Below are 16592 nucleotides of genomic sequence, written 5' to 3'. Positions count from 1 at the left end.
AGAGTAAATTAAGTAATTATAAAAAAGTAGTTAATAAATAGTGTAAAACTATGTTGAATAAAGTGCCAAAAAAAACTATTTAAAATTAAATTTATCATGTAATAATAATAAAAGTAAATTTCACATTGTAAATGAAAGGCTCAAATAATTTCTTAAGTAAGCTGAATGAATTGATTATAATGAATGAAGAGGTTGAAAAAACCTATAAAAAAATTCAAAAAAACACTTCTAACGAGGAGTTTATACCTTTTTTTAAAGATAAAATTGAAGTTAGAAATCAGTTTGGTCAATTGTTGTTAAAAGAAGTCAATAAGCTTGGTGATAAAGAGCAAGAATCTATTATGTTAAATAGAAGAAATAAGCTTATTAGATCAAGTTTTAAAAAATCATTGCAAATTAATGATGAGCTTAACTTGCAAAATGAAGTTTATAGAATTGAGCAATTTAGTGTTGAGAAATACAATGAATTACTGATGGAAATGAATTTGCCTTTAAAGCTTTGTAAATTATTGATTAGGCAAAGAGATATTATTCAGTATACCTCGCGTTTAATTGAAAGAGGAGAAGCTTTTGTTGTTTAGTCTATATATAGATCAATTAAGCCTTCTGGCGTTTCAACCATAATAGTTTTCTGCTTTCTGTCAACATTGATAATAAATTCATCATTCATTGGTATTAGGATTTCTGTTCCATCTCTATCTATTTCAAAAAGCGATTGGGCTGTGGTATCGTTAATTGCTTTAATAATCCCAACGTTTCCAAAGTTTTTGTCTTTAATAGTAAAGCCTATAACTTCATGAAAGTAAAATTTGTTACCTTTTAGTTTTGGTAATAAATCCAAAGGTAAATATAGACCGCTTTTCATGATGGTATCAGCATCGGCTTCGGCATCTACATCTTCAAATTTTATACGAAGTAATTCAGATTTGTGTAATTGCGAACGTTCAACAAAAAACGGCACTAGATTGTTGCGCAGTTCTAAAAAAATAGCGTCAAGATTTTCATAAAGTTCTGGTTGATCAGTATCTAGTTTTGCTAAAACTTCACCTTTAAAACTATATTTTTTTACAATTTTTCCTAAGTAAAAACAATCTTCTTTTGTCATTGAGGATTCATTTTTGTCATTCCCGCGAAGGCGTGAATCTATTTTTAAGTTTGTCACCCTATCCCGAAAATTCGCGAGTTTCAAGGGCTACTCATTAATTAGTTAATTAAGATTCCCATCTTCATCGGGATTTGTTCAATTACGTATTTTGTGAACCTAAATACTATTTCACAAAAAAAACTCCGATATTGCTATCGGAGTTTAAAAGTATAAAAATTATTTTTTTATTCTTCTTCGTTAGAAGCTTCTACTTGAGCAGCCTCTTCAGTTGCTTCCTCAGCTTCTTCAACAACAGGAGCCGCTGCAGCTATTCTAGCTTCATTTACAGCTTTTTCAGCAGCTAATGCTTCAGCTTTAGCTTTAGCTTCAGCATCAGATAAACCATCAGCTTTAGCTTGAATTTTAGCTTCTTTTTCTTCTAACCAAGCAGTAAACTTTGCTTCTGCTTGTTCTTCAGTTAAAGCGCCTTTTCTAACACCACCTGCAAGATGATTTTTTAATAAAGCACCTTTGTAAGACAATAATGTTTTGGCAGTATCAGTTGGTTGTGCACCATTCTGTAACCATGTTACAGCACCATCAACGTTTAATTCAACAGTTGCTGGGTTTGTATTTGGATTGTAGATACCTAATTTCTCTAAGTATTTACCATCTCTTTTTGATCGTGCATCAGCTGCTACAATCCAATAAAAAGGTTTTCCTTTTTTACCGTGTCTTTGTAATCTTATTTTTACTGGCATAATAATTAATTATTTGAGGTTCTCGACCTCGGTTATTAATAAGGGCGCAAATATACCATATTTTTTTAAAAACCAATACTTTATTTAAAATATTAAGCACACAGGTTCTGGCACCTTAAAGTCGTGTAAATATTTAAGTGTGCCTGCGTTTTTATCAATACTAAATACTGCTATATTTTCGGTTCTCATATTAGCAACCAATAGAAATTTTCCTGTTGGGTCTAAACTAAAGTTCCGTGGCCAATCACCATGAACAGACATGCTTTGAATTTTGTCTAGTTTTCCGTTTTTGATATTACGTTCAAAAACTGCAATAGTATTCTCGCCGCGATTAGATCCATAAACAAAACGTTCATCTTTAGTTAAATGAATATCTGCACACTTATTAAATTCAGTAAACCCAGGCTCTAAAGTGTTGTCTTCATCAATTTGTTTAAATCCTTTTTTTGTTCTTTTAATTGTTGTTATAGTAGCGCCATATTCGTTAATAAGGTAAATAAACTTTCCGTCTTTAGTTAGTTTAAAATGTCGCGGGCCAGGGTTTCCTTCGGTTTTTACAATGGCTTCAGATTTTAGTTTGTATGAGCCATTTTCTAATATGTATTGGTACATTGCATTTCTACCTAAATCGGCAACAAATAATTCATCATTAAAAAATAAAGCAGAATGTGCATGAGATTCTCTTTCTTTACTGTTATGGTTAAATACTTGAGTTGCCTCTGCTAAACTTCCATCTTTGTTAATTGGGTACAAAGCGATAGTACCAGCAACATAGTTTGATACGCATATGGTTGTTCCTAATTTGTTAATTGAAATATGACAAGGTCCTTTTCCCATACTGCTTATTCGCGTTAATAAAACCAAACTCCCATCATCTTTTATCTTGTAGGAAGAAATAAATCCGCTTTCGCTACCATTTGTAGAATATAAAAATTTTCTATCAGGAGAATACGTTAAAAACGAAGGGTTGTCAATAGGGATGGCAAGTTGTAAGTCGCTTAACTGTCCTGTTTCAGTATTAAAATTTACTTTATAAATCCCTTTACTATTACCTTTAGTATATGTGCCAATGTACAACTGGGCGTTTTGAGAATAGCAAGTTAAACACAATAAAAGTGTGGTTAAATAAAAAAATAGTTTCATTGTAAGTGTTAATTATGAAAAAACTAATTTATGATAAATTATCTTAAATATTGACTTTAAATGTTAATGTCTCTTAATACTATCATAAACCCTGTTAAAACCCTTGACAAACTGAAGTTTGAGTCTATATTAAGTATTACGATGTGAAACAATACGCATCTTAAAAAAATATATTGGAATTTAAAATGAAAATGAAAACATGAAGTACACAGAAGAAATTTCAAACAAGTTAAATGAATTATTAGTAAAGAATTATGATGCCGAAAAAGGGTATTTGAATGCTTCCGAAAATGTAGATAGTGCTACGCTAAAAATATTCTTTAAGCGAAGAGCGACAGAACGAAGTGAATTTGCAAAAGAGTTACGAACAGAAATTTTACAATACGGTGAAATTCCTGAAGAATCTGGAAGTTTTAAAGGCACGGTGCATAGAAACTGGATGAGTTTAAAATCGCTATTTTCATCAAATGATGAAGAAGCCATTTTAGAAGAAGCTATCAGAGGCGAAAAAGCAAGTTTAGAAGAATACGATGCTATTTTAAAAGATAGAACATTGCCGCCAACAATTGATGCCATGTTGTTTAGGCATCGAAACGCTATACAATCGGCTATTAATACCGAAAAAGTACAGGAAGAGTTAGTATCATAAGATATTAATATTCGGTTAAGAAAACGCAACCTCAAAGGGTTGCGTTTTTTGTTTACAACTGTTTATAACTTCATTTTAAAAAAGTGAGTTTTCTATGTATTTTTATATGCTCGTCATTTCTGACGCAACAATTACACAAAACAATGTATAAACATATCATATGTACTTAATTTTCGATACTGAAACTACAGGATTGCCAAAACGTTGGGATGCACCAATTACAGATACTGATAATTGGCCAAGGTGTATTCAAATCGCGTGGCAGCTCCACGACGATATGGGTAACTGTATCGAGAGTCAAGATTATTTGGTAAAACCTGAAGGCTTTAATATTCCGTATGATGCCGAAAAAATTCACGGTATTTCTACAGAATTAGCTGAAGAACAAGGTGTACCCTTGGCTGAGGTTTTAGATAAGTTTAATGAAGCTTTAGGTAAAACCAAATTTGTTGTTGGGCAAAATGTAAAGTTCGATTTAAACATAATGGGTGCGGAGTTTGTGCGTGGCGCTGTTGCAAACCCATTACAAGAACTCCCAGTATTAGATACCTGTACAGAACATACGGCAAGTTTGTGCCAAATTCCGGGTGGGCGTTATGGTAAATTTAAATTGCCAACACTTACAGAATTGCATGAATTTTTATTTAGTGTACCTTTTTCTGAAGCGCATAATGCGACTGCCGATGTAGAGGCAACAACGCGTTGTTTTTTCGAGTTGGTGCGTTTAGGAGAGTACACGAAAGAACAGTTAGATGTTCAGCCCGATTATTTTGAAAACTTCAAAAAAGAGAATCCAGATACCATTCAAACTATCGGATTAAAGCACATTAATCTCAAAAAGGAAAGTGCTAAAATTCGAGCTCGTTTAGAAAAAGCAAAAGCTGGAATTTCTACTCAAGATATCAATCAAAATGCATCCGATTTAGCAAATGTAGAATTTGTGCATTTGCACAACCATTCGCAATTTTCGGTATTACAATCTACCATGAGTGTATCAGATGTTGTAGCCGCTGCCGCAGAACACAATATGCCAGCTGTAGCATTAACCGATCATGCAAATATGATGGGTGCCTTTCACTTTGTGAATGCTGTAAATAAAGCAAATAAAAGCATTAAGGAAAAAATAGCAGCAGCCGAAGAAAGTGGTGAACCTACAGATGCGAAACTTATAAAACCTATTGTGGGCTGTGAGTTTTTTGTGTGCGAAGATCATGCAGATAAAACCAGAAAAGATAATGGCTACCAAATTGTACTGCTCGCAAAAAACAAAAATGGCTATCATAATTTGGCAAAATTATCGTCTCATGCTTTTGTAGATGGGTTTTACTATTTGCCAAGAATTGATAAAAAATTGATTCAGCAGTATAAAGAAGACATCATTGTACTTACAGGAAACTTATATGGCGAAGTACCAAGTAAAGTGTTGAATATTGGTGAGAACCAAGCCGAAGAAGCGCTGCTTTGGTGGAAAAATGAATTTGGAGACGATTTGTATGTGGAGCTAATGCGCCATAATCAAGAGGATGAAAATCGTGTAAACCCTACGTTGATACAACTTGCTAAAAAGCACGATGTAAAGTTAGTTGCCACAAATAATACTTATTATAGAAACCAAGAAGATGCCAATGCGCACGATATTTTATTGTGTGTAAAAGATGGTGAAAAACAAGCCACACCTATTGGTCGTGGCCGTGGATATCGCTACGGATTACCAAACCAAGAGTATTATTTTAAGTCTTCAGAAGATATGAAGACTTTATTTCGCGACGTGCCCGAAGCCATTGTAAATGTTCAAGAAGTGGTTGATAAAGTTGAGGCATTTCAGCTAGCGCGCGATGTATTATTACCTGCCTTTGATATTCCTGAGGAGTTTAAGCATAAAGAAGATGAAGTTGACGGTGGTAAACGTGGCGAAAATGCGTACTTAAAACATTTGGTATACGAAGGCGCCAAAAAGCGTTATGGCGAACCACTTACTGAAGAAGTTACAGAACGCCTTGATTTTGAGTTGAGCGTTATTGAAAATACAGGATATCCGGGATATTTTTTAATTGTTGAAGATTTTATTCGCGAAGCCAGAAATATGGATGTATCGGTAGGTCCTGGGCGTGGTTCCGCAGCAGGTTCTGTGGCGGCATATTGCTTGTGGATTACAAATATTGACCCGTTAAAATACGATTTACTTTTTGAGCGTTTCTTAAATCCAGATCGTATTAGTATGCCCGATATTGATATCGATTTTGATGATGAAGGTAGAAGTCGTGTCATGGATTACGTGATTGAAAAATACGGATCTAACCAAGTAGCGCAAATCATCACTTATGGTACGATGGCTGCAAAATCCTCTATTCGGGATACGGCGCGTGTTTTAGATTTACCCTTGTTTGATGCCGATAGGATTGCGAAGTTAATCCCAACCATGTCTAAGCTAGGAAAGATTTTTGGTTTAGATGAAAAAGAACTCGGAAAGAAGTTTAGGGCAGAAGATTTAGAGAAAGTAAACGAACTTTTAAATATTGCCGATGGTAGCGATTTACAGGCAGAAACCGTAAACCTTGCCAGAACGCTTGAAGGCTCAGTTAGAAATACTGGAATACATGCCTGCGGTGTAATTATTACACCAGATGATATTACCAAGTTTGTGCCTGTTTCTGTGGCAAAAGATTCTGATTTGTACGTCACGCAGTTTGATAACTCTGTTGTAGAAGATGCAGGATTATTGAAGATGGATTTCTTGGGTTTAAAAACACTAACTTTAATTAAAGACACCGTTAAAATTGTAAAAGCAAAACATGATATTCAATTAGATCCAGAAAGTTTTCCTTTAGATGATGAAGCAACCTATGCCTTGTTTCAACGCGGTGAAACGGTGGGTGTGTTTCAATACGAATCGCCTGGGATGCAAAAACACCTTCGGGATTTAAAACCTACGGTTTTTGAAGATTTAATTGCCATGAATGCCTTGTATCGTCCAGGACCGATGGAATATATTCCGAGTTTTGTTCGTAGAAAACATGGCGATGAGGAAATCGAGTACGATTTGCCCGCCATGGAAGAATACCTAAAGGAAACTTATGGTATTACGGTGTACCAAGAGCAGGTAATGTTACTGTCGCAGAGTTTAGCAGATTTTACCAAAGGTGAAGCCGATGTACTTCGTAAAGCGATGGGTAAAAAGCAAATTGCGGTTTTGGATAAAATGAAACCAAAGTTTATTGAGCAAGCCAGTGCAAACGGACATGATGCTAAAATTCTTGAAAAAGTTTGGAAAGATTGGGAAGCTTTTGCGAGTTACGCCTTCAACAAATCGCACTCCACATGTTATGCGTGGATTGCCTACCAAACAGCGTATTTAAAAGCGCATTATCCTGCGGAATATATGGCTGCGGTGCTTTCCAATAACATGAATGATATCAAGCAGGTAACCTTCTTTATGGAAGAATGTAAACGTATGAAGTTAGACGTTTTAGGGCCTGATGTGAATGAGAGTTATTATAAGTTCTCGGTAAATAAAGACGGTGCGGTGCGTTTTGGGATGGGCGCCATAAAGGGTGTGGGGCACGGTGCAGTAATGACAATTGTAGATAACCGAAAGGAAGACGGACATTACAGTTCTATTTTCGATTTTGCAAAACGTATTGATTTACGTGCGGCCAATAAAAAAGCTTTTGAAAATTTAGCCTATGCTGGTGGTTTTGATGGTTTTGGCGATATACATCGCGCGCAGTATTTTCATGATGATGGTGATGGGATTACCTTTTTAGAAAAGGCCATAAAGTTTGCGCAAAAGTATAAAGAGAATAAAAATTCTGCACAAATAGATATGTTTGGAGAGCAGAGTAGTGTGCAATTTTCTGAACCCGAAGTGCCACCATGTGAAGAGTGGGGCACCATGAAAACCTTGAGTAAAGAACGCGAAGTTGTTGGGGTTTATATTTCTGGACATCCGTTGGATGATTTTAAAACCGAAATGAAGACCTTTTGTAATGCTACGGTTGGAATGTTTAATAATTTAGAGCCTTATGTAAACCGGGAATTGGTGTTTGGCGGTGTAGTTACCGATGTGCAACACCGTGTAAGCAAACAAGGTAAAGGTTGGGCGTTGTTTACTATTGAAGATTATACTGATAGTTTTGAGTTTAGAATTTTTGGTGAAGAGTATTTAAAATACAGGCATTTTTTATTGCAAAACAATTTTGTGTTTGTAAAAAGTTTTGTACGAGAAGGTTGGACAAATAAAGATACTGGTAAAAAGAGCGACCCGAGATTGCAGTTTAATAGTTTCCAACTGTTGCATGATGTGATGGAACAATATGCTAAAAAACTGTCCATACAAGTTGATATAAAAGATTTAACCGAACAAAAAATTATAGCCTTAAAAGAGTTGCTACACATGCATCCTGGAAACCAAGCATTAAATTTTTTGGTGTATGATACTAAAGAAAAGATGAAATTAACCATGCCTAGTAGAAGACAAAAAGTTAAGGTGTCTCAGGAATTGTTGAGTGAGTTGGAAGCGCAGGATGTGAGGTTTAAGTTGAATTGATTTTTTTGATTGAATTGTCATTCTGATCGTAGCGTAAGAATCTGTTTACTGAAAGTCTAGTTTTAATTTAAGAGCTTGTCACGTAGTGCCTCCTCACAATGACGACGTGTTTGATGTTTACGTCATTCTGAGCTTTTTTATGAGAAAAAAAGCGTGAGAATCTGTTTGTTGGTAACTTAGGTTTTTAGTTTTTAATAAACAGATTGTTACGTCGTGCCTCCTCACAATGACGTATTAATGCAGGTTTAGTCAATCTATGAAACAGTCACATGTTTACATTATAACCAATAAAAACAATACAGTTTTATATACAGGAGTTACTAGTGATTTGGTTAAGCGAATGTATCAGCATAAATCTAAAACTTACAAAGGCTTTGCCTCAAAATATAATTGTGAAAAGTTAGTTTATTTTGAAGGTTTTGATTCTATTGATGAAGCTATTTTAAGAGAAAAACAGATTAAGAAATATAAAAGAGTAAAAAAGCTAGCTTTAATTGATAATGAAAACTCAGATTGGAATGATTTATCTGATGGTTGGCTATTTTATTTTGATTGAGTTAACGATAAGCAGATTGTTACATCGTGCTTCCTCACAATGACGACGTGTTTGATGTTTACGTCATTCTGAGCTTTTTCATCAGAAAAAAAGCGTGAGAATCTGTTTGTTGAGAATTTCGGGCTAATAATCAAAAGATTGTTACGGTCGTTTCTCCCTCACAATGACGTAGTGGGTTATGTTTTTGAATCCAAATAATCCCCCAAACTACTCAATTTATCATCCCAGAATTGCTCATAGAACTTTATCCATTTGTTAACTTCTTGTAGTTCTTTGGGGTTGGCATTACAAAAGCGTTCTCTTCCTTGTGAGTTAATGTAAACTAATCCCGCTTCTTCTAAAGTTTTAATGTGTTTGGTAACGCCTTGGCGCGTCATATCAAACTGATTTGAGATTTGTGTAATGGATAATGCTGAGGTTGCAATAACCAAGGCATGAAAAATATCACGCCTTGTTGGGTCTGCTATGGCTTTAAAAAGTCTGGTGATTTTATCCTGCATTTATTGTTTCTTTTAAATAGCTAGTTAAACCGTTTATGCAATTGTCCCACCCGCCATTAAAGCTTTCGAACATTTCAATAGCCGTTTCGCCTGCGTAGTTTGAAATACCGGTGTGTTCTAGGGTTAGTTTTGTGCCTTCGGCGGTGGATTCTAGTTCCCATTTTACGGTGGTTTCTGTTTCTGTACCGCCAACAATCCATGTGTAAACTAAAACATAAGGATTTGCTTCTAATATTTCTCCACCAATGGTGGTACAACCTTTTTCGTTTGGTGGGGAAGTGAACAGGTATTTGTAGCCTTTTTCGGCTTTAAAATCGGCTGGGATAAACCATGTTGAGATTTCTTCGGCTTTTGTAATGGCGTTCCAAACCTGATTGATGGACTGGTTAAACACGACTTCTTTTTTGATTGAATCTTTCATTATAGTTCGATTTTTGATTATTATGCAACTTTACGGTTGCTAAATTAAGCTAAATAAATTTAATACGCAACTTTTTAGTTGCTTAACTAGAATTTCAATTGGTGTTCTGCATCTGCGCAAGGGATAGTAGAGGAAAGCCCACAGCCCGACGAAGGAGGTGCGAGGACTTGTAACGGATAGCCCGACCCTTGTGGTTGCGCCCAAATTAAAATTTTAAATAAAACCAATTGATGCTATTATAGGGAAAACAAATTGCCAGTTTGTAAGCTTTGGGTTTTTTTTTGACTAATTTTGTGTAATTAAAATGATTTAAGAACTTATTAAAATATAAATATTATGGCATTAGAGATAACAGATGCAAATTTTGAAGAAACAGTATTGAATAGTGATAAACCTGTATTGGTTGATTTTTGGGCTGCTTGGTGTGGACCATGTAGAATGGTTGGACCGGTAATTGAGCAAATTAGCGATGAATATGAGGGGAAAGCTGTTGTTGGTAAGGTAGATGTTGATGCTAATCAAGAATTTGCAGGTAAATACGGAGTACGTAACATTCCAACTGTTTTGGTATTTCAAAATGGAGAAGTTGTTGGAAGACAAGTTGGTGTTGCTCCTAAAAATGCATACACCGAGGCTATAGATGCGCTTCTATAACAGAATGAGAAAAGAAAGTTAAAAAGGTTTGCCTTATGGTGAACCTTTTTTTATTTTAGATGCTTACTAAATAAAATATTGAGATGAGTAAAAATAAAGTTCAAGACGCGATAGATAATAAATTATTAGAGCAACGCAAAGTGTTTTTGTGGGGTCAGGTAGATGATGAGTCTGCTAAACATGTAATTGATAGGTTACTATATTTAGATGCGTTGGAAACTGCCGACATTCAATTATACATTAATAGTCCAGGTGGTTATGTAACTTCTGGTTTTGCCATGTATGATTGTATAAAGTCTTTAAATAGTGATGTGTCGACTATTTGTACAGGGTTGGCGGCGTCAATGGGGTCAATTTTGTTATCGGTTGGGGCAAAAGGTAAGCGTTTTATTCAGCCTCATGCGCGTGTGATGATTCATCAACCAAGTGGTGGTGCACGCGGACAAGCAAGCGATATTCAAATTACGGCACAAGAGATTTTGAAAACGAAAGAGTTGAGTGCTAAAATTTTGGCTGATAATTGTGGGCAGACTTTTGAAAAGGTTATGAAGGATTTTAATAGAGACCATTGGATGGGTGCAGAGGAGTCTGTGGCTTATGGTATTGTTGATGCAGTGATATAGGCCCCCTCGTCCCCAGATGGGGGAACTCTTACTCTTTCCAATAAAATGGAAAGTTTAAATTTAATTAAATTGATTAATATTTAACGTATATTTTTTACCTCATGAATATTTCCTTCCCGTTTGGGGAGGTTAGGTGGGGCTTTTCTATGAACTTACAAAACGAACTTAATAAAGCAGAAGGTTTTAAAAATCTTGAGTTACTTGCAAAACAGGTGGTTGAAGGGTTTATTGCTGGTATGCACAAGAGTCCGTTTCATGGGTTTTCGGCAGAATTTGCGGAACATAAAATTTATAATCAAGGCGAAAGTACACGACATATAGATTGGAAACTGTTTGCTAAAACAGATAAACTTTACACGAAGCGCTATGATGATGAAACCAATTTACGGTGTCATCTTATATTAGATAATAGTAGCTCAATGCATTATCCGAAATTGGATTCGTTTTCGATTGATAGTTTAAATAAAGTTGGATTTTCTGCATTAGCAGCAGTTTCGTTAATGCAGATTTTAAAAAAGCAACGTGATGCTGTTGGGTTAAGTATTTATAGTGATAATTATGATTATTACGCACCTGAAAAGGGTAGTGAGCGTCATCATCAAATGTTGTTGAATCATTTAAGTGAAGCTGTAGTTTCTAAACCGCAGAATAAACAAACAGAAACGTATAAATACTTGCATGAAATAGCTGAAAAAATTCATAGGCGTTCTATGATATTTTTATTTACGGATATGTTTCAGACTTCGGAAGATGAGGTGAAGTTGTTTGAGGCTTTACAACATTTAAAGTATAATAAGCATGAAGTGGTTTTGTTTCATGTGTTTGATAAAGCCAAAGAATTAAATTTCGATTTTGATAATAAACCAAAGCGTTTTATTGATGTTGAAACAGGAGAGTATATTAATTTGTATGCGGATTCTATAAAAGAGAGTTACAATAAAACCGTAGATACTTATTTTGAAGCTTTGCGATTAAAATGTGCGCAATACAAAATAAAGTATGTTGAGGCTGATATTAATAAAAATTTTAATAACATACTCACAACCTACATGATAGAACGTCAAAAGTTCTCTTGATAATTTTTTTCTATAAAAAAGAGAAAAAAGATTTGAGATATAAAAAAAGGCGTGTATATTTGCAACCGCAATAATGCAACGGTCTGGTAGTTCAGTTGGTTAGAATGTCGCCCTGTCACGGCGAAGGTCGCGGGTTCGAGTCCCGTCCAGACCGCAAAAATTGCAAAAAAAGCTCTGAGAAATTAGAGCTTTTTTAGTATTAAGATGTTGTGTTGTCCCAGAGGTGTCTGGGATGTAGTTTGCCAAAGAAATTTGGTAACCAATGGAAAGCTTTCCTTTTTCGAGTTATCGGAATTGTGAAGCTTTTTTGTTTTAGGGAGGTTTTATTCTTATGAAAAGGTATTCTATTAGGTGTTTTAAAACCTAAGAAGGTGTACCTATTTTAACGTAACCCTATCTTTATATAATTTATTTAAAACTAAAAAAGCAAATATCAACTAAGCTTAAAAAAGAAACTAAAAATGTCAAAGGGCAACCTGAAGAATTAGGTTTTTCTTCTAATTCAGTTTCTAGTGAGTTAAGGGTAGTTGATATTTGCTTTTTTAGTTTTAAATATTCTTCATTGTTTAGATTAGGAATATTAGTTTGACTTGTTTTGTTAGTATTGTCTGATAATATGATTTTATCTACTTCCTCTTCTATTTCATAAATTGAAGTTTGGTGGTTTTTAATTTTTTCTATTTGTGGATTGTGATATCTTTCATTAGTAAAGAGCATTAAAAAGAAGGGTGCCAACAAAAGAGTCAAGGTTACTGCCAGAGTATAATATCGTTCTTTATCCCACTTAGCATTAAGCTTCTTAACAATATAAAATAATTTAAGAATTGCTATTCCCAAACTCCTTTCTGAAACGAGATTTAATTTTTCTCAATTTCATTAAAAAGGCGTAAAAAAGGTACTTATAAAGTGTAAAAGGTGAATTTTATCTAAAAAACCATTATGTAGTAAATACATCTTTTTTTAATTTCTATATTGCTGTAAAATTAATTCATTTAGTTGCTTCAAATGAAAATGAGGTTTTTTTTGACTTTAATATTAGTTGTGGGCTTAAAGGTTCACAGCCAAATTGAACTTAATCATAATATAGGTAATGAACTTATTAGAAGTTGGGTAGGGTCTTGTTCTGAACCAGAATATTTGGGGAGGACATTTACTCTTTCAGAATTTGGAATTCCAACAGACCATGAATTTGTAATTAATAAAGGAGATATAGGCCTATATAATTCAGTAGGGCAACAAAATTCATTTTTGAGTTTTAATATATATGAAATAGATTTTATGTTCCCTGATAGTTTTGATAAATCTAAATTGATTGGAAGTAGTCAGGTAGAATATGCGCCATATGCTTGGCCTGGTGATGAAGTGTTATTTACAATCAATTTTGATACACCAATTGTTATACCTGTAGGTGTTGAAAGAATTTTAGTAGAAGTTGAGAAGAAAGCTACTCCACATGGGGTTGGCATCCCTGCAGTTCAATTGGCTAGTACTGAAGAGAGTAATGATTTTTCATGGTATAAAGGTTGTGTTGGTACTACTTCATATGTTAAGGCAAAAGACTGGTTAGGAGGGAGACCACCATCTCATTTATACATAACAGTTGAAGGAAAATCAAGGTCTTTAAAGGACTTCCCTTTTAGTTTAGAAAATGTTTGTTTTGGAGAGAATACAAAGTTCATGTTAGAAAACACTGTAGATTTTGTAATTTGGGATTTTGGTGACTCTACTTCTGGAGCTAATAATACGTCAACAGATGTAGAACCAATACATGTTTATACAGCCCCAGGAGATTATGAAGTTAGTGTTACAGTAACTGTTGGAACAGAAACAGTAACTGAAATTACAACAGTAACTATTTATGAACAACCAACAGCTACCAAACCTAATGATATTTTGATATGTGATTTATTAGGAGGTATTTCTTTTGACCTTGAAAGTCATGACGTTCATATATTAGATGGTCTAGACCCTAACATTTTTGATGTAAATTACTATGAAGGAATGTCAAATTATACAAACGGGATAAAAATAGATCTGCCAGAAGCGTACTCCAATTCATCTGTTTTTTTTACACAGGAAATTATTGCAGAGTTATATAACAAGCAAAACTCAGAATGTACAGATATTACAACCTTTAATATTGGAATATACAAAACCCCACAAATAGAAAAATCAGTCAATCTTTCAAGCTTAACAAAATGTGATGACACCAATTCAGGCTCAGACCAAGATGGTTTTGCTGAATTTGACCTTACTGAGCAAGAACCTAATTTGCTATTAAATGGTTCGGCTTCAGAAGTGCACTATAATTATTTTATAGATTCAGGATTAAGTCACCATATAGTATCCCCAAATGCTTTTAGCAATACAGATAACCCACAGACTATATATGTTGAATGCGTTAACAATATTAATAATGAGTGTAAAGCAACAACTTCTTTTACTATTGAGGTCTTTGAATTGCCATCGCTTATACCAATTGTTGAACTTAAACAATGTGATGATGATGTTGATGGTTTTAGTCCGTTTAATCTAAATGAAATCATTTCTAAAATAACAACAAATGTTGTTAATGAAACTATAACCTTTCATGAATCTGAAACAGATGCTGAGAACAACAATGATGCTATAATAAACCCTACCACATATATTAATAATATGGTAAGTAATGATATTATTTGGGCAAGAATAGAGAATGTGAATGGATGTTACAGAACAAGTCAAGTGAATTTAATAGTCACTACCACTCAAATACCTAACACGTTTGTTAAGGATTTTTACGTCTGTGATGATGATACTGATGGCATATCTCAATTTGATTTTACTAGTGTACATTCTGAAATAGAAGCTATGTTTCCTGCTGGACAACAATTAATAATAGCCTATTATAGAAATGAAGCAGATGCACTGGCAGAGGAAAACCCTATTACTGATATTTTTAATTATAATAATATTGGCTACCCCAACATGCAACAAATCTATGTTAGAGTAGATGGACAGTTAGATAATGATTGTTTGGGTTTAGGAGCTCATATTAATTTGTACGTTGAACCTATTCCTATAGCTAATCCGGTAACTATAGAAAGGCAATGTGATGATGACCAAGATGAAGAATTTCCTTTTGATACGTTATTACTACAGACTAATTTGTTGCAAGGCCAATCTTTAATAGATGTTACAGTTACTTATTTTGATGAAAATAATAACCCATTACCAAGTCCATTACCTAACCCCTTTGTTACGAGTAGCCAGTTAGTCACAGCTAGAGTGATTAATAATAATGTTATAGATGGGAGTTGTTATGATGAAACTTTTTTAGAATTTATAGTAGATAAACAACCAATAGCTAACCCAGTTCCTAACCAAATATCTTGTGATGATGGAATTGATGATAAAGATGGTTTACATGAATTTGATACTTCTATGATTGAATCCACAATATTAAACGGACAAACTGGGATGGAAGTTCATTATTATAATGAATCAAGTGAAGAACTACCAAGTCCATTACCAAATCCTTTTAACATCTCATCACAAATAATTAAAGTTGAGGTTGTAAACCCAATAAATACTTCATGTATAGCTTCTACTGAAATAGAGTTTGTTGTAAATCCATTATCAGAATTTACAATAGAAACCCCTCAGATTGTATGTTCTTCAGACCCTACATTTACAGTTGTTTTAGACCCAATAGAGGCGGTTTCAACTGAAACTTTTAATTATAAATGGGTTTATGAAGATGGTACAGTATTATCAAATGGATCAACATTGACTGTATCTATTCCTGGAACTTATTCAGTTACCTTAACTAAAACGGATGGCACAGGTTGTTCAAGAACTAGAGATGTTTTTGTTAATGCATCAGAATTGGCAAATATTACTTTAGATGATATTACAATTATTGATGTCTCTGATGATAACACTATAACTGTTGATACAAGTAACTTAGGACAAGGTGATTACGAATTTGCTTTAGATGATGAGTTTTCATTATATCAAGTTGAACCATCATTTAGTAATGTGAGTTCAGGAATTCATACACTCTATGTTAGAGATAAAAAAGGCTGTGGTACAAGTTCTATCGATATTTCTGTAATAGGGTTTCCAAAATATTTCACCCCAAATGGAGATGGAACTCATGATTATTGGCAAATAGATGGTGTTAATAGTCAGTTTCAAGCAAATAGCAACATTTATATTTATGATCGCTATGGTAAATTACTAAAACAGCTAAATCCTAACTCAAAGGGATGGGATGGTACATTTAATGGTACTATGATGCCTTCAGAGGATTATTGGTTTAGTGTGAAATTAGAAGATGGTAGAACCTTCACTGGGCACTTTGCTTTGGTGAGATAAAAAGGTGTTTTCTGCCTATTTTAAATTTGATTTTATTATAAATGATAGAAAATCAGATATTTAAAAATAGGTTTTAGAGTCCCGTCCAGACCGCAATCCCGATAGCAATCGGGAGCAAAAGAAGCTCTGAGAAATTAGAGCTTTTTTAGTATTAAGATGTTGTGTTGTCCTAGAGGTGTCTAGGATGTAGTTTGCCAAAGCAATTTGGTAATCCAATGGA

At 34.2% G+C, this 16592-nt stretch carries 14 protein-coding genes and 1 tRNA gene; 9 read left to right on the top strand and 6 right to left on the bottom strand.

From position 1 onward, the window contains the following. Window positions 1–131 precede the first annotated feature (131 nt). Window positions 132–581 carry a DUF2383 domain-containing protein gene (locus Q0772_RS02525; protein ID WP_298339889.1) on the top strand — a complete coding sequence of 150 codons (450 nt, stop codon included), beginning with the start codon at window positions 132–134 and terminating at the stop codon, window positions 579–581. Here the strand turns inward: Q0772_RS02525 and rimM are convergent. The 3 genes from rimM to Q0772_RS02510 all read right to left on the bottom strand — a co-directional run bounded on the left by rimM (window position 578) and on the right by Q0772_RS02510 (window position 2922). Then, a complete protein-coding gene (gene rimM / locus Q0772_RS02520) occupies window positions 578–1105 on the bottom strand; it encodes a ribosome maturation factor RimM (RefSeq protein ID WP_298339887.1) in 528 nt (175 codons plus the stop codon). The genes Q0772_RS02525 and rimM overlap by 4 nt on opposite strands. Window positions 1106–1329: 224 nt before the next feature. Next, on the bottom strand, window positions 1330–1845 hold the full coding sequence (locus Q0772_RS02515; RefSeq protein ID WP_298339883.1) for a 30S ribosomal protein S16: 516 nt from the start codon (window positions 1843–1845) through the stop codon (window positions 1330–1332). Window positions 1846–1929: 84 nt separating this feature from the next. Further along, entirely contained in the window at window positions 1930–2922 is a 993-nt protein-coding gene (locus tag Q0772_RS02510; protein WP_298339880.1) for a lactonase family protein, read from the bottom strand. A 265-nt stretch (window positions 2923–3187) separates the two neighbouring features. Here Q0772_RS02510 and Q0772_RS02505 point away from each other — a divergent pair, with 265 nt between their 5' ends. The 3 genes from Q0772_RS02505 (at window position 3188) to Q0772_RS02495 (ending at window position 8739) form a co-directional block, all read left to right on the top strand. Then, the gene (locus tag Q0772_RS02505) at window positions 3188–3637 is read left to right on the top strand and encodes a PA2169 family four-helix-bundle protein (RefSeq protein ID WP_298339877.1); all 450 of its coding nucleotides are present in this window, start codon (window positions 3188–3190) and stop codon (window positions 3635–3637) included. A 160-nt stretch (window positions 3638–3797) separates the two neighbouring features. Continuing rightward, entirely contained in the window at window positions 3798–8183 is a 4386-nt protein-coding gene (dnaE, locus tag Q0772_RS02500; RefSeq protein ID WP_298339874.1) for a DNA polymerase III subunit alpha, read from the top strand. A gap of 256 nt (window positions 8184–8439) precedes the next feature. Continuing rightward, on the top strand, window positions 8440–8739 hold the full coding sequence (locus Q0772_RS02495; RefSeq protein WP_298339872.1) for a GIY-YIG nuclease family protein: 300 nt from the start codon (window positions 8440–8442) through the stop codon (window positions 8737–8739). 176 nt (window positions 8740–8915) lie between these two features. On the opposite strand, the gene Q0772_RS02490 is transcribed toward Q0772_RS02495, so the two are convergent. After that, complete coding sequence (locus tag Q0772_RS02490; RefSeq protein WP_298339869.1) at window positions 8916–9239, bottom strand: metalloregulator ArsR/SmtB family transcription factor; 324 nt, start codon at window positions 9237–9239, stop codon at window positions 8916–8918. Then, on the bottom strand, window positions 9229–9660 hold the full coding sequence (locus Q0772_RS02485) for an SRPBCC domain-containing protein (RefSeq protein ID WP_298339866.1): 432 nt from the start codon (window positions 9658–9660) through the stop codon (window positions 9229–9231). The genes Q0772_RS02490 and Q0772_RS02485 overlap by 11 nt, the downstream gene beginning before the upstream one ends. Before the next feature lie 336 nt (window positions 9661–9996). Here Q0772_RS02485 and trxA point away from each other — a divergent pair, with 336 nt between their 5' ends. The 4 genes from trxA to Q0772_RS02465 all read left to right on the top strand — a co-directional run bounded on the left by trxA (window position 9997) and on the right by Q0772_RS02465 (window position 12167). After that, window positions 9997–10314, top strand: a complete 318-nt coding sequence (gene trxA / locus Q0772_RS02480) for a thioredoxin (RefSeq protein WP_298339862.1) — start codon at window positions 9997–9999, stop codon at window positions 10312–10314. A gap of 77 nt (window positions 10315–10391) precedes the next feature. Next, window positions 10392–10937 (top strand): ATP-dependent Clp protease proteolytic subunit, encoded by a 546-nt coding sequence (locus tag Q0772_RS02475; protein ID WP_298340597.1) that lies wholly within the window; start codon window positions 10392–10394, stop codon window positions 10935–10937. 146 nt (window positions 10938–11083) lie between these two features. Then, window positions 11084–12013 carry a DUF58 domain-containing protein gene (locus Q0772_RS02470; protein WP_298340595.1) on the top strand — a complete coding sequence of 310 codons (930 nt, stop codon included), beginning with the start codon at window positions 11084–11086 and terminating at the stop codon, window positions 12011–12013. Between the two features lie 80 nt (window positions 12014–12093). Beyond that, a tRNA-Asp gene (locus Q0772_RS02465) sits at window positions 12094–12167 on the top strand. 254 nt (window positions 12168–12421) lie between these two features. Here Q0772_RS02465 and Q0772_RS02460 read toward each other — a convergent pair. Then, window positions 12422–12850: a hypothetical protein gene (locus tag Q0772_RS02460; RefSeq protein ID WP_298339859.1), complete on the bottom strand. Its 429-nt coding sequence runs from the start codon at window positions 12848–12850 to the stop codon at window positions 12422–12424. Between the two features lie 186 nt (window positions 12851–13036). Between Q0772_RS02460 and Q0772_RS02455 the strand changes: the two genes are divergently transcribed. Further along, a complete protein-coding gene (locus Q0772_RS02455) occupies window positions 13037–16372 on the top strand; it encodes a T9SS type B sorting domain-containing protein (protein ID WP_298339856.1) in 3336 nt (1111 codons plus the stop codon). Window positions 16373–16592: the final 220 nt, after the last annotated feature.

It is taken from the genome of uncultured Algibacter sp. (assembly GCF_947490405.1).
Classification (GTDB): Bacteria; Bacteroidota; Bacteroidia; order Flavobacteriales; family Flavobacteriaceae; genus Algibacter_B.
This window is presented reverse-complemented; position numbering and strand designations above follow the sequence as displayed.